Genomic DNA, 19,300 nt, shown 5'->3' on the forward strand with positions numbered 1-19,300 from the left:
AATTAACATTGACTTAGAGTTGTTTGGCAATGTCTGAGGTTAGGCTTTCTAAGCCTATGGATAAAGCGTTGACGAGCGCTTCATAGCCCTCATCTTGAAGCGGCTGTGAGATTTGTATTGGCGCACTGTTTTCGACCTTACCTTCGGCATTAATGAGCAACCATTCTCCCTCAATTTCGATATTACCTTTGTAGCTGCCATTAAATTTATTTAACGTAAGCTGTAGTTTGGCTTCACCGCTTTGATCCAACAGATTGTTCATTTCAGTCGGCCAGTAATGACTTTGCTTGTGGCGTAGTTCCGAGACGACTCTCTGAGTGATTTGCTCAGAAATACTGTGCGCCCATTGATTGTGTTTTGCCTGAATAACTTGGGTCTCAGAGGTTCGATAAACAATGCCATTATCATTCAAATAACTCGCCAATGTCACTGGACGAACAACTAAAGTTGGGCGCTGAGCGATATCAGAAGAGCTCAGCGTGACTGGTTCCGCCTTAGGTAGAAGGTACATAGCTCCTTTAGTTTGCGGAGCGCTACTGCAACCCGTTAGACCGACAAATAGCGCGATAGACAGAAAGAATACTCGTTTCATTAGTTTTTGCCTTTAACTGGTATTGGGTCACTGATTTCATCTTCTCCAAACACGAGAGAGTTTGGCTTTTCGTTTAGCTGTTTAAGTACGGGTTTAAACTCTGTCATTACGCTTTCTAATTCTTTTAGCGTGGCTTCCATTTCGCTGTACATGGTTGAGTTGGGCCCATAACCATCGAGTGTTTTTTGTAATTGCTGTAAGCTTTGGCGAATATCTGTTGGGATCTCTTGCGTCTCTTTTTGATTCAAAAGTTTATCAATACTGTCCGCCACGCGTTCTGCTGAAGCTAACGTTTTTTCGGACGTTTTTAACGTTGAATTGAGAGAATCTAGCGTTTCTTCCATCGGTAAGTTATTAATCTTATTTAGGAAGTCGTTCACTTGGCGCTGAACCTGCGCAAAACCACCACGCATAGTTGGGAAAACATCTAAATCAGCAAACTTACTCGGTACGTAAGGCTCGTCATTTGGATAGAAGTCGGCGTCAACATATAGTGCGCCTGTTAATAAGTTACCTGTTTTTAAAGTACCACGTAGGCCTTTAGCAAACTCACTCTTCAATTTATCTTTTAACATTGGTAAAGATTGGGATTGGAAATCGCCATAAACACGGCCGAGCTCGATACGTACCAATACAGGAATTTTTTTCGCAGAAAAGTTCTCTTCTGGGGTTGGAAGTCGCATTGGTACACGCATCACAGTACCAATTCTCAAGCCTCGATATTCGACAGGTGCCTTACGTTTAAGTCCTCGTACCGATTCATCAAAAAGCATAACGAATTCAATATAATCATCGTACATGCCTTCTCGAAGTTGTTTAATATCATCGTACAAGCGGAAGTTGACCATATTTTCAGTGAGCTGTTCACCGGATTCAAGACCTGGAACGGTATCGAAGGTAACACCACCCGTTAGCATGCTCTCTAATGAGCCAAACTTGACTTCGAACCCTTCAGCGTTGAGCTGTAAATCTACGCCAGAATTCAGCCAGAACTTGGTACGAGTGCGCACTAAGCTGTCATAAGGCTTGAAAATAAAGAGTTGGTATAACGCTTTGCGAGTGTCAACATCAAAGCTGGTTTTCTCTACACGACCAACCGTAAAGCCTTTATAAATGACGGGGTCACCAACGCCTAGCTTACCAGCCTCGCGGTGTGTTAACACAAGGCGTAACCCCTCTGCATCAGGAGAGGCGACTGGGGGAACATCTAAGACCGTAAAGCGCTCTTTCTCTATCTTAGATTTACCCGGCTGAAGTTGGATATAAGCGCCAGAGAGCAAGGTCTCTAAACCTGAAACGCCATCACGGCCAATACGAGGCTTCACAACCCAAAACATGGTGTCATCTCGTAGCATGCGTTCTGCATCCTTGTTCATTTGTGCCTTAGCGATGATGTGATCGTAATTTTCACTGAGAGTGACTTCAGTAATCAGTCCGACTTTTACATTCAATGCTCGGATTTCGGTTTTGCCAACCTCAATCCCATCTGCGGTTGGCAGTTGGAGAGTAATTTGTGGGCCTGTACTGTTGATATATTGGAACAGCATCCACGCTCCCATGGCTAGCGCAAGGATCGGGACAATCCATATCGCAGAAATCTGCTTTTGCGGTTTTATTTGAGCGGTTACGTTGTTCTCATCACTCATATTTGGCTTTCTCGTTTAAGTTGTCAGAAATCGGCTCCTGCACTTCGTTTTGTGGCAATTGCCACAACAAACGTGAGTCAAATATCATTGCAGAAAGCATAGTAAAAATGACCACTGCCGCGAAAGAGAGCGCAGCAGGACCTGGATAAATCGCCATTAAGTTTTGCAGCTGAACCAGTGCAACTAAGATCGCGACGACGAAGATATCGATCATGGACCAACGGCCAATAAACTCAGTTATGCGGTAGATCTTTAAGCGTGAAATACTCTCTTCGTGCGGAAGATATCGCGCTTTTTGCGCATTGTAATACAGCCACGCGAGTGCCAGCATTTTCGCCATTGGAATAAATACGCTAGCAAAGAAAATTACCATCGCAATAGGGTAAGAACCTAAATGCCAAAGCAATATTACCCCCTCCATGATAGTCGAACCTTCTGCATGTCCAAGGCTTACGGTGTACATCATAGGGTAGAGGTTCGCAGGGATATAGAAAATGATTGAAGCAAACAAAAGCGCCCAAGCTTTTTGTAAATTGTCTGCGGGGTTGTATTTGTGAATAGGGCTTTTACAACGAATGCAGTGTTGGTGTTTTTTAGCTTCAATAGGGTTGAGCTGGTGGCACGTATGACAACCAATATGGTTGTGGTTATGGTGCGTATCACCCTCTTTTACATCATGTAGCTCGATAGCTGGAATAAAGTGCCCCCAGAGCCAGCTTTTGTCGACAATTGATATGCATTTGACTACCAGAACGGTATATACACAAAACGCCCAGAATGAAGTGCCCATTCCTATGTCTGCGAGGGAAGCGATTTTAATTAAGCTGACCAACACGCCAATCAAAAATACATCCACCATTAACCAAGGTTCGACTCGAAACAGAAGACGGCATAAAACTTTTGCCATTCGTTGCTGCTTTTTAGAGGGGGTATGTTTACGTGCTTTTAATGCTTCAAGGTGAAGAAAGAGAATGAGACCAACATAGATTGCAGGCAAAACGATAACTGTTGCGAGTAGCAGCACACCCAAAAGCACATTTTGAAACTCAGCCAGCATTTTGGCAGCGTGCAACAAGGTGATTTCTTGCGACAACCCTTGCACGCTGAACGACATAAAAGGGAAAGAAATGCTTAGCACTAACATGATCAAACATGCCGATGATATGGCGATCACGCTTTGGTAAGGCTTGGCATTCACTTTAGTCAGCGAATGCGAACATCGAGGACATTGTGCTTTTTGCCCCTGTTCGATATCGGGAATGCGAACAACAAGGCCGCACTCTTCGCATGAAATTAACTGACGGGAATTAGGTTGAATACTCATCGGGTAGGTTTTAGATTCATTTGCTTTAAGAATACTCTTTTTTCACTAGGCACGCTTGTTTTGATTCAGGAGTTTACGAGTTTCTTACTTTTGGCATTAGAGGATATGGGAGATCTAAGACATAAACGAAGTCGCGTTTGGTACAAGATTTTACGGCGAAGATGAGTATGTTGGAAGTCGAAAATAATGTGATATTGCTTGTCTGTGGAGGGGGGTAATTACTTGTTTTTAAGGGTAAGTAACCCTGCCCAGATAATCAGAGCAGGGAAAAAGAGCATTTTATTTAAGGTACTTAGTTGTACTTTACTTGACCGTTCCGCTCTTAAAGGCATTGGAGCCGACTTGCGTACCGTTGAGCGTTTTGCCGTAATAGCCTTGGTGCTGGTGATATTTCTCCGCGTTTGCGGTGACATTGCCTTTGAATCGAGGATCTTGTGGACGCTCATGGCTGTTGACGTATGCTGCGACATCCCAAGCTTCTTGCTCTGTCAGCTGCACACTTTTCCCAAGCGGCATGTTTTCGTAAATAAAATAGGCCGCTGTGTTAATCCGGTGCATACCTGCGCCCCAGTTATACGCATATTCGCCCCAAAGTGGTGGAATGTATGAATGGTCGTTGGTGTCTTTGATGCCTGAACCGTCGGCGCGATGGCAAGTTTCACAGTTCTTTTCGTAGACCAATGCGCCTCGCTCTATTGATGGTTCTTGCTCAGGGGCGGCGATTTTTGGGTAGCCACGCCCAGAGAGATTACCCCGCTTTTCAATTGGTAATGCTTGTGCGATGGCTTCGGGCAACGGGAAGTCTTTTGCTTTTCCACCAATTTGCAACGTTTTTGCGTCTAGTTCTGGAATGGGTTCATCCGCCATACCATGTTTGTCAAGCAAGCCGCCCATCGCTAACCAGTAGGCGTAAGCACTAAGGGCAACAATTTCTGTCGAATCGTAAGCGGGCGCTTTACCGTTCATGGAATACTCGAAACAACCTTGGATACGGTCAGCATAGCTGTTTACGCGATCGTTTTTCTTACGATATGCCGGGTATGCCATGTAAGCTGCCCACAGTGGCGCAGCGTTTGCTTTTCGTCCTGCCTCCATATGGCAGTTCACACAGTTTTGTTCGTTGCCAACGTATTTTCCGCGCATTTGTTGTGAGTTAACAAAGAGCGAGTAACCGCGTTTTACTTGCTCACCAAATGCGGTGTTTGGGATTGTGCTGAGATCACGCGGTTTTAAGTATTCACCGTGCTTTTCTTTTTCTATCGCAGGTAGCTCTTTCTGGCGGTCCGGTAATGGAGCGTTAGCTAGTACGAGCGTAGAAATGAAAGGCAGTGCGAACAAAGAATAGAAACGTTTCATGACTGCTCCTAGTAACGTAATGAGGCAAAGTAGTAAGCAAGATTTTCGATCTCTTTGTCAGTGAGATTTTTTGCGATGGTCCCCATCATATTGAGCGGGTCGCCACTGCGAGTGCCGTTTTTCCATGCCATCAATTGCGTTTTTAAGTAATCAGCATGTTGGCTTGCGAGGCGAGGGAACTTGTCGACGCCCATACCGCTGGCTCCATGACAAGTTGCGCAAGCTGGAATATTTCTATCCCAATCGCCTTGGAAAATTAACTTACGATACGGGTTACGAATATCAGCTTGGTCGCCGCGTTGTTCTGGATTCGTGAACTCATAGCTCGGGAGGTTAGCAAAGTACTCCATAACTTCCTTACGGCCTGCGGGATCGCTGAGTTCCTTCGCCATGCCTTGCATGACCAGATTTTGGCGTTCGCCACTAAGGAATAGTTCGATTTGAGTGTTGAGATAATTCGCGTTTAAACCAGCGATCATCGGCGCGATATTTGGCTGTCCCATGCCATCTTGGCCGTGACAACCGCTACATACGCTGGCTTTTTCCGGAATAGACGAGGCGCTTGCGCCCATAGTGGTTGCTAACAAACAGGCCACCACCACTGGAAGAATTTTTGACATGCTGACTCACTTTAATTTTTATTAATATGTCTAAGTGCTACTTGGTAGTCACTCAGACGATATTGTCGGCCTTGTCAATAATGAAAGGTATTGTGGATTTCCACATATTTAATAAGTGTAAATGGCCGTATTTGTTTTTATTGGTTGTTCTATAAGCTATAAAAACAAAGTGGTGAAGAGCTGCACAAATCGGCAGCTCTAAGTGGTAGAGACGTCTTAACGTGCGGCGTTACGCTTTGCGGATTTTGGCCGGCAAGGACTGACGTGCCGCGGCGCCCACTACCCAATCCAACAATACACCTTTACCTTCTCGGGTAGGATCAATTAAGCCAATGTCGTTAATGTTGACGCCATCTTGGCTGCGCGTTTTTACGGGTTGTTGTTTATCGCCGATCCAGTGCGAGCGTTGTCCTAGCTCGGTATGACCAAACCCATGTTCAAATCCGAGTGTGCCAGGGCGAATCCCGTTGACTATCATCGCAAGTGCTTTGGTGCTTGCAGATGGTGTCTCGATAACAAACTCATCACCCGTTTTAATGCCTGCGCGCTCGGCATCGATTGGATGGATGTACACTGGGTTTACGCCTTTAATCGAGTTCAACCTTGGCGATAGGTTGGATACCGCACTGTGAATGTTGGATTTAAAGTTCGTTAGGCTGAAAGGCCATTCTGAGCTTGGGAACTGGTCTTCCATTGGTGTGCCATCGGCCAGTTTTTGTGGATGCCATGTTGGGCAACCCGTGTAGAAATCACCGGTCATGGTGTTTCTTGCGCTGCCGACACGTTCATTCCATATCGCGACAGGTCGTGTCCATTTGTGCTTCATTTGCTCACCTTGATACGCTTCGGTTGCATTTTCAAAACGTCCACCGCGAGCAAAAATAAACGCCACACGTTTCATCTCATCCGCTGTCAGCGTCTTCTGCATGGCTGGCATTAAACGCTCTAGGCCGGACCACGCAATGTCTTCTGCCGAAACTTCAGGCACCCCGCCTTTCACATAAGCCAAGTTTGCCGCGGAACGTAAGTAGAAATCTTCAGCGCTGTGGAGAGCGTGCCAATTCCCTTGCGCATCTTGAATCGCGTTGTCACCAAAGCCGCCTAGTTGCATTTTCTTGGCGACATCAATCAAAAAGTTTTCTAAGCAAATTGAACGACCATCGGCGGTTTTCTCTGTTCGCGCTTCCACAATCGGCCAGCGAGCGGTGACGGTTTTCACCGGAACGTCGTGCCAAGGCGTTGCCATACCCCAGCTTTCGTAGGTGACCGTGTCCGGCACAATATAATCCGACAATGCGGTGGTTTCGTTAATGAACGCATCAACAGACACAATCAAACCGAGTTGTTTTGGATCTTTAAGCTTGTCTTCCAGCAGCGTTTTCAAACCGGGCACCCCATACATCGGGTTCGCCATGTGGTTGATCCACGCTTTAACGCGATATGGATAACCATCAATAGCCGCAGATAGGTGTTCTGTCAGCAGTGGCGCTGCAAACGGATACCAAGGTGCGCGAGTTGGATAAGGGGATTCACCAGCCTCAACGCGACGTTTGTATTCGCTGGTTTTGTGGTATGGGAATTTACTGCGCGATAAAAAGACGCCTTTCGGGCCGACTTTGCCAGCAAATTTGGTGAAGTCGTAACGAGGACCCGCAGCGGAAGTTGGGTAGCCACCCGCTTTCGCCATCGCGCCGCCTTTCATGTTGATGTTACCAATCAACGCATTGAGCATCATGATGGTAAACGAGTTATAGAACCCATTGGTGTGCATGTTGCCACCGTGGGTATCGACCACCGCTTTTGTTCCGTGACTGGTAAAGCGCTTTGCTAGTTCAACAATTTGTTCGACAGGGATTTCACATTGTTGGCTGTAGAACGCAAGGCTGTATTTGAACGCCTCTTCTTTGAGTCTTTGTAGAGACGATTTTACGCGCACTTCGCCCGATGCAAGCGAAACCGTTTTATCGATAAACAGTGCCGCTTCCTCAGCTTGGGTATGAACACCAAATTCGCCTCTTTGCTCATTCACGATGACGTACGGGTCGGAGTCAGACAACGCTTCGCCCTCAAATGGCAGGTTCAGATCAGATGCGCGTAAAAACGTGCCGTTTCTCGGGTGCTGCTCATCGCTGATTACCAAGTGCGTGGCATTACACCAGTGCGCGGTGCCGGCTCGCTTCATCGCGTTTGCCCCCGGCTGCGCCAAGAAGGTTTTGTTGTAGCGTTGGTTTTCGATGATCCACTGGATCATGCCAAGCACGAGGGCAGAATCGGTACCCGGTTTGATTGGTATCCAGCGGTTGTTGTCACCGGCAGCTAAGCTCGATGAACCAGCAGGCAAACTTGGTGTGATGATGGTGTATTCCAAGCTACCTTCTGTTCGCGCATTGGCGAGTTGGCGCGCCTGACGCTTAAAAGGGTTACCCGCTTGAGCTGGTGACATACCGATGAAGATGATGTATTCCGCGTTATCAAAGTCTGGCTTCAAGTGCGCGTTCTTATCTAAATCGTTCATGAATGCGCCGCTGCCAGCACGAAATGCGTAGCCGCAGTAAGAGCCGTGATGCCCAAAGTTACGTGTACCATAGCTATTGAACGCGAAGCGTTTGAATATGTCGTCTCGGCCTTCGTTACCGGCGTTGGTCATTAACAATTGGTTGGCTTTCGGTCCATATTCCGGGCTTTCAGGATCTACGGGCGTTGTTAAATCGCGGATGTCGCGTAAGCCATCAACATGGCCTTCACCAAATAAATCACCACCCTCTACGACTTCTTCTATCAATTGCTCGTAGCTGATCGGAATCCATTTTCCTTCGCCGCGTTTTCCAACTCGTTTCAGTGGCTGAGTAATGCGGTACGGGCTGTTGCGAATTTCTAGCATCCCATTGCCACGTGCGCATGCTGTTGAACGACCGTCAAGGCCCGCTTCTCCTGCCAAACTTAAATAAGCATCTTTGACTGGCGTTTCGAACGGAATGTGTTGCTGATGAGAGAGTGGGTTATATGGGTTGCCAGTAATACGCAAAATCTCGTCGTTACGGTTATCAATGCGTACACGCAATCCGCACAGTGACCAACAACCAAAGCACATCGATGGCGCAACGCGCTGATTTGGATTAGGGATTAGGTTGCCTTTGCTGTTGACCGTGTACTCAGGTTCAAGCGAGTTACCGTGGTGAATATCACGCGTTTTTTCTCCCGCAGTGCCTTCGAGCGCACCCTCGACCATGTGTTTGGTGGTGGTGGCGTAACCCGCAGCGAATGCGCCAAGCCCACCCACTGCAATGCCTGATTTCAAAAACTGACGGCGTTTGTTATCCATGATGAAATCCTCTTTGATTAGCGTTCAGTTAAGGTGAGTGATGAGGCTTTTACTTCGATCTTTTGTTTTGGCTGAACCAGCTCCGAACCGAGCAGTGCCAGTGCAAGCCATAATCCGAGCATGCCGATAATGCCTATCCAGCCATTTCCATCCATAGTGAGTTGGTATGGATACAGCCCTGCATCGAACTTGGCGATGGTTTGCACTTCCATGATGGTAAACCAGCGAATCAGCCATGCACTTGCCAGTGCGGCAGCAGACACAAAACTGAGCCCTATGACGTGACGAAATCTGGCTGATGCGGACTTTTTGGTATCGCGCAAGAAGATGAAAGCGAGCAAAACACAACCTAAAACGACAAAAGTGAGCAGGGCAATGTTGTGCATCCATTGTTCGCTAGAATAGAGCGAAAATGCGGAATTGTTGGATGCCCAAATCGGTAGCAGTATCAGCGTTAATACACCGCTGGTAACCACTGATTTTTTAAGTAAATTAGTATCGCCAGATGTCAGTGTCTTTGACTGACTAGGCAGCAAGAGCCAAATCAACAGAGAAAATCCGACCGCGCTCATAAATGCAGTGACAAACCAAAGAACCGGCGACGCGGGTTGGTGCCATAAAGAGCGCGATTTAACGACTGCAATTTCAGCGCCTGTGTAGACTGCAATGGTGATGCCTGATAGCACCGTGATAACAGATACCATAAGCATGACTCTACGAGAGAGCGCCCAGTCACCCAGTGACAGCTTTGAAATTAGAGGCAGTACTTTCCCTGGCTGATTACGTAAGTTGATCATATCCTCGCGGAGATACAGCCATGCAGTCACTACCGCTAAACCTGAGAAAACAGGCAAGAAAAGCGACCCTAAAGACATCCATGACCACGGAGTGATGTGTGCGTAAAAATGCCATGCTCGTCCCGGTTGGTGTAAATCACCAGTTAACGCTAATGGTCCCACGATGGCGCCTATGGCCAGCGTCAGAACAAGCGCAGCGCGCAGTCTGTGACTGGTGTGTTTTTCAAATAATAGGGCGATTAGGAACAAAACAGCAGCCGCATAAGCCGAACCGATGTAGAAGAAATACTGCACCGCCCACGGGAGCCAAGCCATCGCTTGAGGCTGGACTAACACTTCGGTGATGTTCATGCGCGATCTCCTTGTGGGTCGTAAATAGCAGGTTGTCCGTCGATGTGGCTGGTGAAGCGTTCATCCATGCCGATGTAAAACACGTGAGGCTTGGTGCCTTCATTGGGTTTTAGCACTTTGATATCGTCTTGGTGCTTCGCAATTAAGCGGCGAACTTCACTTGATGGATCATTCAAATCACCAATTACACGTGCTCCGCCAACACAGGTTTCCACGCAGGCAGGCAATAGACCTTTTTCTAGACGGTGAGCACAGAAGGTACATTTATCTGCGGTGAGGGTGTCTTCATTGATAAAGCGAGCATCGTAAGGGCAAGCTTGTACACAATACGCACACGCTACGCAGCGACTGTTATCCACCATGACGATGCCATCTTCGCGCTGAAAGGTTGCTTGAACCGGACACACTGCCACGCAAGGTGGGTTGTCGCAGTGGTTACAAAGGCGCGGTAGCATAAAGGCTTTTGCTTCTCGCGTGGCTGTAGAGCCATCATCTAACGTAACTTCGTATTGCTTTACGGTGGTTCGGAATTGACCGATAGGCACTTGGTTCTCGATGCTGCAACCCACAGTGCAAGCCTGGCATCCGACACATTTACGCAAATCTATCACCATGGCATAACGCTTCCCGACTTGTCCTTTTCGGTCAGCGGACTGGTTATTTCGAATAATGTTTCCCGCAGTTGCCGTGCCAATGCCTGCGACTGGAATTAACGCGGCTCCGGCTGTGACCGCGCTGAGAAAGCGACGTTTGGTGGAATCCATAACTCACCTGCTTTTTTGTTGTATTTGAATTGACTGATTCCATTGTGAGAAATGCACTGCGAGGCTTATATTGTGGATTTCCACATACCCAGATCAAACTTGATCTAAAACAAATGTGGTTTAGGGAAGGTAGCTGTTACTCTTGTCGTACTCTCTTGACGGAACGATTCGACTCATCATGAAAAAAGCACTGTGGCTTCAGCTTTGGATTCTTTGCTTAGTTGCCTTTGCATCTTTGGCTCAGGGCGCAGTTTCTGAACAAGCAGATCTGCAAGGAATGCAAGAGCAAAAGGCAGAGCAGCCAGAGGCCAAGCAGAAAGTTGAAGTGGGCGTGTTAGCGATACGCGGCCACCTCTATGCAGAGCAAAGGTGGCAACCGACCATTGATTGGCTCAATCAGCAAATTTCCGATGTGCATTTTGTTCTTCATCCCCTTAACTTGGATGAAATGGGCGAAGCGGTGAAGTTTCAGACGATGGATTTCATCTTAACCAACCCAGGTCAAGCAGTGCGGTTGGGCAGGCAATACGCGCTGTCGTGGATGGCAACGCTAACCAGCCGAGCGCCGCAAAATTCGAACTACGGCATTGGTTCGGCGCTTGTGGTTCGAGCCAATTCAAGTTATCAAACGGTGCAAGATGTCTCAGGACGTCCCGTTGCGGCGGTATCAGAAAAAGCCTTTGGTGGTTATCTCACGATGCGCTATCAAATAGTCAAAATGGGGCTTAATCCAAACGATTTCTTTTCCGATGTCCGCTATCTTGGTTTTCCTATTGATGCCAACCTGTATCAATTACGTGATGGCAATGTGGAAGCCGCTGTCGTCCCTGCTTGTTTATTGGAACAGATGCAAAATGAAGGTCTGTTACAGCAAGGTGATTTTCGAGTCCTAAATCAACAGCTAAATGAACATTCTTCGTGCGCTGTTTCTACGCCGTTATATCCAAACTGGTCATTTGCCAAAACAGAGCGCGGCTCAGCTCAGATTGCCAAACAGATTGCGCAAGTATTGCTAGCGATGCCACCTGAACACCCTGCGGTTATTGCGGCAGGCGCGTCAGGTTGGACGTCCCCCGTCAGCTTGCTGAGCATCGACAAACTTTATCAGGCGTTGGATCTCCATCCGTTGCAACAACCTTGGTGGAGTGAGGCTCTACGCTGGCTGCGTAGTCATCAAGAATGGGCATGGGCGCTGTTCATGTTTGTGATTGTATTGAACGCTTACCACTTTTGGCTTGAGTATCGATTTAGCAAGAGTAAGCAAGCGTTGGAGCAGACATCGTTACGATTAAAAGAGAAAAGTGAACAGTTAGAACATTCACAAAGGGTCGCGATTGTCGGAGAAATCGGGACTAGTCTTGCCCATGAACTCAATCAGCCACTGGCAGCCATTCGCAACTATAGTGAAGGTGGTTTACTTCGCTTGGCCAAAAAGCGCCCTCATGAAGATATTGTCCCTGTGCTTGAGAAAATACAGGGCCAAGTTGAAAGAGCCGATGCAATTATTCAGCGATTAAGAACGTTGATTCGTAAGCGCAGTGTCGACAAAACGTCGTGCGATCTTCAAGTACTCATTGATGACACGATTGAGTTGCTCCATTTTCGAATGCAGAAGCAAAACACTTCGATCGTGACCAGTATAGAAGGGAACATGCGTCCGTTACTTGTCGATGCAGTTGGCGTACAACAGGTTTTAGTTAATGTGATCAGCAACGCGATTGATGCGTGTACTTTGTTCCAAGAGAAATATCACTCATCAGGCTATCAAGGTAAAATTGCCCTGCATTGCGATTACCAAATCAATCAACTCTCTATTCGAGTGTTAGACAATGGTACAGGGTTGCAGCAAGAGAATCCGACTCAAGCGTTTGTGAGTAGCAAAGAAGAAGGGCTTGGGCTAGGGTTAGCCATTTGTCGCGATGTGATGGAAATGCATGGTGGCGAGTTTGTCATCAGCTCGATAGCACCACATGGTTGTTTGGTTGAGCTTGTGTTTCCATATCAAAACTAATCTGAACTAGGCATAGGAGCACTCAATGAGCAGCGGTGAAAAGCAGCTACCTGTTTTTGTAGTCGATGATGATGAATCGGTGCGTGACTCGCTCGCTTTTATGTTGGAAGAGCATGACTTCAACGTGACGACTTTTGCTGATGGGCAATCTTTTCTCGATAAAGTGAACATTCATCAGGCCGGATGCGTGATCCTTGATAGCCGAATGCCCAACCTTCGTGGCCAGCAAGTGCACCAAATTTTAAATAAAGCCAACAGCCCGTTAGCCGTTATTTATCTGACAGGGCATGGTGATGTTCCGATGGCGGTCGATGCATTGCATGCTGGGGCGGTCAATTTCTTCCAAAAACCAGTCAAAGGCGATGAACTGGCACGAGCCATTTTGCAGGGACAGGCGCAGTCTGCCACAAACCTCGATATGGCAGCAGCAAAATCGGCTTATGAATCGCTCACACCTAGAGAAAAAGACATTTTGCGTTTGATCATTGAAGGAAAGCGCAACATTCGTATTGCTGACGAACTTTGCATAGCAATGCGAACGGTTGAAGTACACCGAGCTAATCTATTGAAGAAGTTCTCGGCAAAAACCGTCGCAGAGTTGGCATATATTTATGGCAAGCTAGATTAAAGCTTACCGAGTGAAGCCTCTTAAGGCTATTTAGAGGATACAACTTGAGCTTTATGACGACTCGCGTATTATCTTCTTCGTTCTTACTTTATCTGAATTCTTATGAGTTTGTTGACTAAACGACATCACACGCCACATAAGCGGGCAAAATGGCTACTGGCGATTATTGGCTGGGTGGTGGTTGTGTGTCTGATGCAAAATTCAGGTTTTGCATCGTCATGCTCTATGAAATATGAGACGGAATCGCCCGCGGTTTCACTTACTGATGAGCGTTCGAGCGTCAAGTCGATTGATACTAAAGAAACCAGCAAGTGCGAATTGTCTGAAAAGTTAATTCAGTTTTCTCAACATCAACTCGATGTATTTATTGTTGTTCTGTTTGTCGGTCTTTTTGCTTCGGCAATTTGGTTGTGCAGTGCCTATATTGGTGCGCAACATTGGACGGAACCGATAGGCCGTAAGTATCGAGTCCATCTGACTTTCTGTGTGTTCCGAGAATAAAAGCGTGCTTTCTGACCACTAGCGTCAGTTATTTAGCACCTTTGTCTTTTAACTAGGAATCACTATGAATCAAATTACTAAACTGACTCAGTTTGCGTTCATGTTTTTTATGACGCTTGCTTTGAGTTTGCTCTCTCTGAGTATTTCAGCTCAAACTACTGATACAGGTTGGCTAACCAACCCACAACATCCTCCAGTGCAAACGCGCTTTGTGCTCACTGGTCAACAAGATCCGCAAGCCAAAACACTTACAGGTTATTTGGATGTCAAGTTAACCGGAGATTGGAAAACTTACTGGCGTTCACCTGGTGAGGGCGGCGTAGCACCATCTATTGATTGGCAAAATTCACAAAATTTATCCAAAGTGGATTGGCAATGGCCGCACCCACAAAAATTCGAACTATTAGGTATCGAGACTCTTGGGTATAAAGGCGATACTTTGTTCCCCATGACGCTGCACGTCGAAGACATGTCCAGACCTGTCACGATTGATGCGGTACTGACACTTTCTTCTTGTACGACGATTTGTGTGCTGACCGACTATCAAATTCAATTGACGTTCTTGCCTTCTGATCTAACAGTCGATGAAGGCGTGATGTTCAGTTACGCTCAAGCAGTGAGTAACGTGCCGCAGCCATCGCCGTTTATTGATGTTACTCAGGCGAGTTGGGATGCGAACCAATCGAAACTACAAATCAAGCTACAGAACAGTCAGGGTTGGCAACAACCACAAGTGCTGGTGGATGGTGTCGATGAAGCAACGCGAGACTATAGCTTCAAGCTTGAAGGAATGCATCAAGAAGGAAACATCGTCACCGCGAGCTATATCGTTGATACTTGGCTGGGCGATGTGGCGTTAGATGAACAGTCGCTGTTTGTGACCATCAAAGACACCAATTTACTAGCAGAAGAAACCACTCAAGCAACTGCTGAGGCAATAGTTGAACCGCTGCCGAGCACGTCTCTAACGAGTGTTTTTCTATTCGCGTTGCTCGGCGGTTTAATTCTTAACATTATGCCTTGCGTTCTTCCGGTTTTGGGGATGAAGCTAAGTAGTATTGTTGCCGCTCAAGGTATCGAGCGTCGTCAAATTCGCGCTCAGTTTGTTGCCTCGTCACTTGGTATATTAACGTCGTTCTGGATTCTCGCTGGTTTTATTTTGGTGCTCAAGCTAACAGGTAATGCCATTGGTTGGGGCGTGCAATTTCAAAGCCCCTGGTTCTTAGGTTTGATGGTGTTGGTCACCACTTTGTTTGGGGCCAATATGCTAGGGCTGTTTGAAATCCGTCTATCATCGGGTACCAATACATGGCTGGCCTCGAAAGGTGATAACTCCCTAGTTGGTCACTATGTTCAAGGTATGTTTGCTACATTGCTTGCGACGCCTTGCTCCGCGCCTTTTCTAGGAACGGCCGTGGCATTTGCCTTGGGTGCCGACGTATTAACGTTATTTGCAACTTTTACAGCATTAGCATTGGGTATGGCACTGCCTTGGCTCTTAGTCGCTGTGTTTCCAAATATCGCGCTGAAACTACCAAAGCCTGGCTCGTGGATGAATGTCGTTAAAATAGTGTTTGGCATAATGATGTTGGCAACCAGCGTTTGGCTACTTTCATTAATGGCAAATCATGTACCGATGCTATGGATTGCACTTATCGCTGTGGCTGCTTTTGTTGTAATGATGGCAAGAATTAAGAAAGTGTATGGTGAGAAAGCGCTTGCTGTATCCGGAACTGCGTCATTAGTGTTGATAGCTGGTGGCCTGTTACTTGGTAGTGTCACTGCCGACCAATGGGCGATACCGCTTCCTGAGGACTTAGCGTGGCAGAAGCTTTCTAACTCGGCGATTGAAGATCACGTCAATAATGGGCGAGTGGTGTTTGTGGATGTCACTGCGGATTGGTGTGTCACGTGTAAAGCGAACAAGATCGGTGTGATCTGGCAAGATCCTGTCTACTCATTGCTGCGAAGCCCTAATGTGGCGACGTTAAAAGGGGATTGGACACATCCGGACAGCTCGGTAACTGACTTTTTACGAGCTCATGGGCGTTACGGTGTGCCGTTTAACATCGTCTATGGCCCGGCGGCGCCACAAGGTATCCCGTTACCTGTTATTCTGACTGATGATGTTGTTTTAAGCGCGGTGAAACAAGCGAGTGGGGGAACCATTCAATGAGTTCGACAAAGCAGCGTAGAACATTCCGATATTGGCTCGTTCAAATCGTACAGATGGTGCTCATTGTCACCGTCATTTCCATCACGATGGATTGGTATCGCACTAAAGATATTCCTAAACAGGAGTTACCACCATTGAGCTCCGTATTGAGCGCTGGTGAACACTTCGATGCCATCGCGCAAAGTTATGAACAACCTGTCGTTGTTTATTTTTGGGCGACTTGGTGTCCCGCTTGTAAATTTGTAAGCACAAGCGTGAGCTGGCTGAGTGATGACTACACCGTAGTTGGCGTTTCTGGATCGTCGGGACCGAATGAGCGTGTGGCGCAGTTTATGAGGGCAAAAGAATATCGTTTCGAAAACATAAACGATCCTTCAAGCGATATTATGCGCGAATGGAAAATTAGCGTGACCCCAACCATTTATGTTTTAAGAAATGGTGAAATTTCCTCTGTCACAACTGGCGTTACCACTCCGATAGGAATACTAGCGAGAATTTGGTTAGCTCGATAACGCTATAAAAATCCGATATTCAAAATATTGAGTATCGGATTTTTTTGTTGTCCTAAACAACCAGTCGGTCACATACCATAAAGAACTAGTTAACCAATAAGTGTCTAGATGCTTATTGCGTGCTACATTCGAGCATCGTTCTGGTTATCAAGGAGGAAACGATGAACGTAGCAAAAATGTATGATGATGTGTCGGATCGCTATCAAAAGTTGGTGGATGACAGTCACTACGTCGGTCCACGTTGGATTTCTGAGAAGTTAAAAACCTTTCCCATCGAGCAAGGCTCGGTTCTCGACCTAGCCTGTGCGACTGGCAGTATCGGCCATATCGTAAAAAGTCACTATCCAGAACTCGCCATCCATGGCTTAGACATCTCGTCCAAAATGGTTGATAAAGCGCGCCAAACTAACCTCTATCAAAGCGTCGCGGTTCATAATCTCGATGAGCCATTTTCCCCTTTGTTTGAACAAACCTTCGACCTTATCACCGCACTTGGTTTTACTGAGTTTCTAGCAGAGCCTCAACAACTTCTGGAGTGCATTTCGCATAAGCTAACTGCGAATGGACGATGTTTTGTCAGCTTTCAATACCACGATCCGGATGGACAAGATTTGCCTCGAAATACTTATAGTGGATCGGTCGTGCATACGGCATATACCGAAAGTGAAGTTGAGCAACTCTGTCAGCAAGCGGGGTTGGAAGTGGTTTCCCTAGAAAATGTGATTGGTTACGTATCTGGTGTTGGTTATGTGTGTCGATACTTGATGCTAGAGCTGAAAAAGTCACACCGCTGAAATAAGTAACAAACAAGGATTGTTTTTGAAAACACAAGATTTAACCGAGTTCGGGTCTGGCATTGAATACGATGCTCAATACGACCAGCTTTACCATCACGACATTGCTTTTATCACAAGGTTAATCGAAGAAACCAATGCTCGAAGTGTACTGGATGTCTGTTGTGGTTCCGGCATTGTCACGATTCCAGTCTCTGAGCAACTCAACGAAGCCATTGGCATTGATATTTCTGAAGGGATGCTCAAACATGCAAAGGACAAAGCCAAAAGCAGGAGTAACTTGCGTTTTCTTCATCTCGACGCAACCCAGTTTTCGTTAGGTAAGAAGTTTGACCTAGCCATAATGACAGGGAATGCATTCCAAGCCTTTTTAAGTGATGAGATGCTAGCAGGTGCACTGAGCTCAATATCAAGACACCTCGAAAAAGGTGGGCGATTTGTCTTCGATACGCGGTTACCAACGCCAGAGAATCTAGAACTGGATAATGAGATGGCACTGTGGCAAACCTATGTTTCTCCAACCTATGGTGAAGTGAATTATTTCGGTATGAAGGCCGAGTATGACTTGCAAACGTCCATCATGTATTTGAACAAAGAGCGCCATTTTGAAAGTGGAACGATTGAGCATTCCAGCATTGATTTAAAATATCGTCCGCTAGAAGACATAGAGGGTTTCCTTGAACAAGCGGAATTCAGAATCATAGAGAAGTACCAATCTTGGTCAGCGCAAGTATTTGAGGCGAATGCCAACTCGCTTGTCTGTGTGGCTGAGAAAATATAAATCAATGTTGAGGGATACAATGCAAGGATTTCGAATTACTATGTCGTTAGATGACATGGATTTAGACGTTATCTACCAGTTCATTTCAAACAGTTATTGGGGAAAGGGTATTCCAAGAGAACGCTTTGAGAAGTCATTGCGCCATTCGTTCTGTTTCGCGGTTTTGGATGATGAAAATCAACTCGTTGCTTTTGCTCGGTTAATTACCGATCGTACCACGTTTGCGTACCTTGCCGATGTGTTTGTTGTGGAGGTACACCGTGGTAAAGGCATCAGTAAGTTGTTGATATCAGAAATTGTTGCTCATCCAGAACTACAAGGCTTACGCCGTATGATGCTTGCAACCCGCGATGCTCATGGGTTGTACGAACAGTTTGGGTTCACTCCTATTGCTCCAGTAGAAAACTTCATGCAAATCTGGAAACCGAATGTTTATCAGAGCTAAATCATGATGAGAGTTGAATCTCAACAAGTGGCAATCAGATACCTCAAAACAACAGACGCTGCTCCTCTGTTTGAAAACTATTTAGGCGATGAGCAAGCATGCCGCTTCCTCAATCGCCAAGCCCACCAAAATGTTAATCAAACCCTTGAAGCCATCGAAAGATGGTGTGCTCAATATGATCAAAAGTCTCCCAATCTATTAGTCTTCGCTATTGAAGAACTCACTTCTCAAACTCCTATTGGTTGTCTGGTGCTGATACCTGAGCAAGACAGCAGTGAAATCCATTTTGGTATTTCTGCTCGCTATCGGGGAAAAGGCTATGCAACCCAAGCCTGCAAACTTGGCGTTGTCTACCTGCAAAGCTTGGGTATAACGCGCATTCGCACCGCCCCGCATATTGGCAACCACGCGAGTATCCGTGTGTTGGAGAAATGCGGCTTTATCAGCCAAGGCATTTTAAAAGCGCATGCAGTTTTTCCTGCTCTAGGACGTGAGGCGCAAGACTGTATGGATATGCAATTGGAGGATATCGGAACTGCGCCATTTTGCACATTGTTCAGAATGAAATTGATAGCGGTTGAAATGAGCGGTTACAGAGCATGTTAGTTGCCATCGTAGACAGCGTCTTTGCTGAATGATTCGTCGAGATTTTTTAGTCTTTGATTGTCAGAGGCGACTGA

The 19,300-nt window shown here is 46.5% G+C and carries 17 protein-coding genes; 9 read left to right on the forward strand and 8 right to left on the reverse strand.

Features of this window, described 5'->3' with window-relative positions; all coding sequences use genetic code 11:
* Window positions 1–13: 13 nt before the first annotated feature.
* From R7190_RS14720 to dsrO, 8 genes are all read right to left on the reverse strand, one after another.
* The gene (locus R7190_RS14720) at window positions 14–592 is read right to left on the reverse strand and encodes a membrane integrity-associated transporter subunit PqiC (RefSeq protein WP_186584805.1); all 579 of its coding nucleotides are present in this window, start codon (window positions 590–592) and stop codon (window positions 14–16) included.
* Window positions 592–2,238 carry an intermembrane transport protein PqiB gene (pqiB, locus tag R7190_RS14725; protein ID WP_017821656.1) on the reverse strand — a complete coding sequence of 549 codons (1,647 nt, stop codon included), beginning with the start codon at window positions 2,236–2,238 and terminating at the stop codon, window positions 592–594. The genes R7190_RS14720 and pqiB overlap by 1 nt, the downstream gene beginning before the upstream one ends.
* Window positions 2,231–3,562, reverse strand: a complete 1,332-nt coding sequence (locus R7190_RS14730) for a paraquat-inducible protein A (protein ID WP_186584807.1) — start codon at window positions 3,560–3,562, stop codon at window positions 2,231–2,233. Before R7190_RS14730 ends, pqiB begins: the two co-directional genes overlap by 8 nt.
* Window positions 3,563–3,865: 303 nt before the next feature.
* The gene (locus tag R7190_RS14735; protein WP_005376684.1) at window positions 3,866–4,918 is read right to left on the reverse strand and encodes a c-type cytochrome; all 1,053 of its coding nucleotides are present in this window, start codon (window positions 4,916–4,918) and stop codon (window positions 3,866–3,868) included.
* An 8-nt stretch (window positions 4,919–4,926) separates the two neighbouring features.
* Window positions 4,927–5,490 (reverse strand): c-type cytochrome, encoded by a 564-nt coding sequence (locus tag R7190_RS14740; protein WP_390904734.1) that lies wholly within the window; start codon window positions 5,488–5,490, stop codon window positions 4,927–4,929.
* Window positions 5,491–5,767: 277 nt separating this feature from the next.
* Window positions 5,768–8,860, reverse strand: a complete 3,093-nt coding sequence (locus R7190_RS14745) for a tetrathionate reductase subunit A (RefSeq protein WP_186584811.1) — start codon at window positions 8,858–8,860, stop codon at window positions 5,768–5,770.
* Window positions 8,861–8,877: 17 nt separating this feature from the next.
* Window positions 8,878–10,008: an NrfD/PsrC family molybdoenzyme membrane anchor subunit gene (nrfD, locus tag R7190_RS14750; protein ID WP_186584812.1), complete on the reverse strand. Its 1,131-nt coding sequence runs from the start codon at window positions 10,006–10,008 to the stop codon at window positions 8,878–8,880.
* The gene (dsrO, locus tag R7190_RS14755) at window positions 10,005–10,772 is read right to left on the reverse strand and encodes a sulfate reduction electron transfer complex DsrMKJOP subunit DsrO (RefSeq protein WP_176311085.1); all 768 of its coding nucleotides are present in this window, start codon (window positions 10,770–10,772) and stop codon (window positions 10,005–10,007) included. Before dsrO ends, nrfD begins: the two co-directional genes overlap by 4 nt.
* Window positions 10,773–10,950: 178 nt before the next feature.
* On the opposite strand from dsrO, the gene R7190_RS14760 reads away from it, so the two are divergent.
* The 9 genes from R7190_RS14760 (at window position 10,951) to R7190_RS14800 (ending at window position 19,226) form a co-directional block, all read left to right on the forward strand.
* Window positions 10,951–12,783 carry a sensor histidine kinase gene (locus R7190_RS14760; protein ID WP_186584813.1) on the forward strand — a complete coding sequence of 611 codons (1,833 nt, stop codon included), beginning with the start codon at window positions 10,951–10,953 and terminating at the stop codon, window positions 12,781–12,783.
* 25 nt (window positions 12,784–12,808) lie between these two features.
* A complete protein-coding gene (locus tag R7190_RS14765; protein WP_186584814.1) occupies window positions 12,809–13,411 on the forward strand; it encodes a response regulator transcription factor in 603 nt (200 codons plus the stop codon).
* A 102-nt stretch (window positions 13,412–13,513) separates the two neighbouring features.
* Window positions 13,514–13,912: a hypothetical protein gene (locus R7190_RS14770; RefSeq protein WP_033905718.1), complete on the forward strand. Its 399-nt coding sequence runs from the start codon at window positions 13,514–13,516 to the stop codon at window positions 13,910–13,912.
* Between the two features lie 64 nt (window positions 13,913–13,976).
* On the forward strand, window positions 13,977–16,088 hold the full coding sequence (locus R7190_RS14775) for a protein-disulfide reductase DsbD family protein (protein ID WP_213986404.1): 2,112 nt from the start codon (window positions 13,977–13,979) through the stop codon (window positions 16,086–16,088).
* Window positions 16,085–16,600: a protein disulfide oxidoreductase gene (locus R7190_RS14780; protein WP_186584816.1), complete on the forward strand. Its 516-nt coding sequence runs from the start codon at window positions 16,085–16,087 to the stop codon at window positions 16,598–16,600. Before R7190_RS14775 ends, R7190_RS14780 begins: the two co-directional genes overlap by 4 nt.
* Before the next feature lie 161 nt (window positions 16,601–16,761).
* Window positions 16,762–17,394: a class I SAM-dependent DNA methyltransferase gene (locus tag R7190_RS14785; RefSeq protein ID WP_186584817.1), complete on the forward strand. Its 633-nt coding sequence runs from the start codon at window positions 16,762–16,764 to the stop codon at window positions 17,392–17,394.
* A gap of 25 nt (window positions 17,395–17,419) precedes the next feature.
* Complete coding sequence (locus tag R7190_RS14790; RefSeq protein WP_186584818.1) at window positions 17,420–18,175, forward strand: class I SAM-dependent methyltransferase; 756 nt, start codon at window positions 17,420–17,422, stop codon at window positions 18,173–18,175.
* A 19-nt stretch (window positions 18,176–18,194) separates the two neighbouring features.
* Complete coding sequence (locus R7190_RS14795) at window positions 18,195–18,620, forward strand: GNAT family N-acetyltransferase (protein WP_053349639.1); 426 nt, start codon at window positions 18,195–18,197, stop codon at window positions 18,618–18,620.
* A gap of 3 nt (window positions 18,621–18,623) precedes the next feature.
* Window positions 18,624–19,226 carry a GNAT family protein gene (locus tag R7190_RS14800; RefSeq protein WP_309304208.1) on the forward strand — a complete coding sequence of 201 codons (603 nt, stop codon included), beginning with the start codon at window positions 18,624–18,626 and terminating at the stop codon, window positions 19,224–19,226.
* Window positions 19,227–19,300: the final 74 nt, after the last annotated feature.

Source organism: Vibrio sp. 1078-1 (genome assembly GCF_033340475.1).

Coding starts and splice junctions, on each gene's coding strand:
- nrfD (WP_186584812.1), bottom strand. CDS start 10,008: ATGAACATCACCGAAGTGTTAGTCCAGCCTCAAGCGATGGCTTGGCTC.
- R7190_RS14775 (WP_213986404.1), top strand. CDS start 13,977: ATGAATCAAATTACTAAACTGACTCAGTTTGCGTTCATGTTTTTTATG.
- R7190_RS14720 (WP_186584805.1), bottom strand. CDS start 592: ATGAAACGAGTATTCTTTCTGTCTATCGCGCTATTTGTCGGTCTAACG.
- R7190_RS14800 (WP_309304208.1), top strand. CDS start 18,624: ATGATGAGAGTTGAATCTCAACAAGTGGCAATCAGATACCTCAAAACA.
- R7190_RS14745 (WP_186584811.1), bottom strand. CDS start 8,860: ATGGATAACAAACGCCGTCAGTTTTTGAAATCAGGCATTGCAGTGGGT.
- pqiB (WP_017821656.1), bottom strand. CDS start 2,238: ATGAGTGATGAGAACAACGTAACCGCTCAAATAAAACCGCAAAAGCAG.
- R7190_RS14780 (WP_186584816.1), top strand. CDS start 16,085: ATGAGTTCGACAAAGCAGCGTAGAACATTCCGATATTGGCTCGTTCAA.
- R7190_RS14785 (WP_186584817.1), top strand. CDS start 16,762: ATGAACGTAGCAAAAATGTATGATGATGTGTCGGATCGCTATCAAAAG.
- R7190_RS14735 (WP_005376684.1), bottom strand. CDS start 4,918: ATGAAACGTTTCTATTCTTTGTTCGCACTGCCTTTCATTTCTACGCTC.
- dsrO (WP_176311085.1), bottom strand. CDS start 10,772: ATGGATTCCACCAAACGTCGCTTTCTCAGCGCGGTCACAGCCGGAGCC.
- R7190_RS14765 (WP_186584814.1), top strand. CDS start 12,809: ATGAGCAGCGGTGAAAAGCAGCTACCTGTTTTTGTAGTCGATGATGAT.
- R7190_RS14730 (WP_186584807.1), bottom strand. CDS start 3,562: ATGAGTATTCAACCTAATTCCCGTCAGTTAATTTCATGCGAAGAGTGC.
- R7190_RS14770 (WP_033905718.1), top strand. CDS start 13,514: ATGAGTTTGTTGACTAAACGACATCACACGCCACATAAGCGGGCAAAA.
- R7190_RS14760 (WP_186584813.1), top strand. CDS start 10,951: ATGAAAAAAGCACTGTGGCTTCAGCTTTGGATTCTTTGCTTAGTTGCC.
- R7190_RS14795 (WP_053349639.1), top strand. CDS start 18,195: ATGCAAGGATTTCGAATTACTATGTCGTTAGATGACATGGATTTAGAC.
- R7190_RS14740 (WP_390904734.1), bottom strand. CDS start 5,490: ATGGGCGCAAGCGCCTCGTCTATTCCGGAAAAAGCCAGCGTATGTAGC.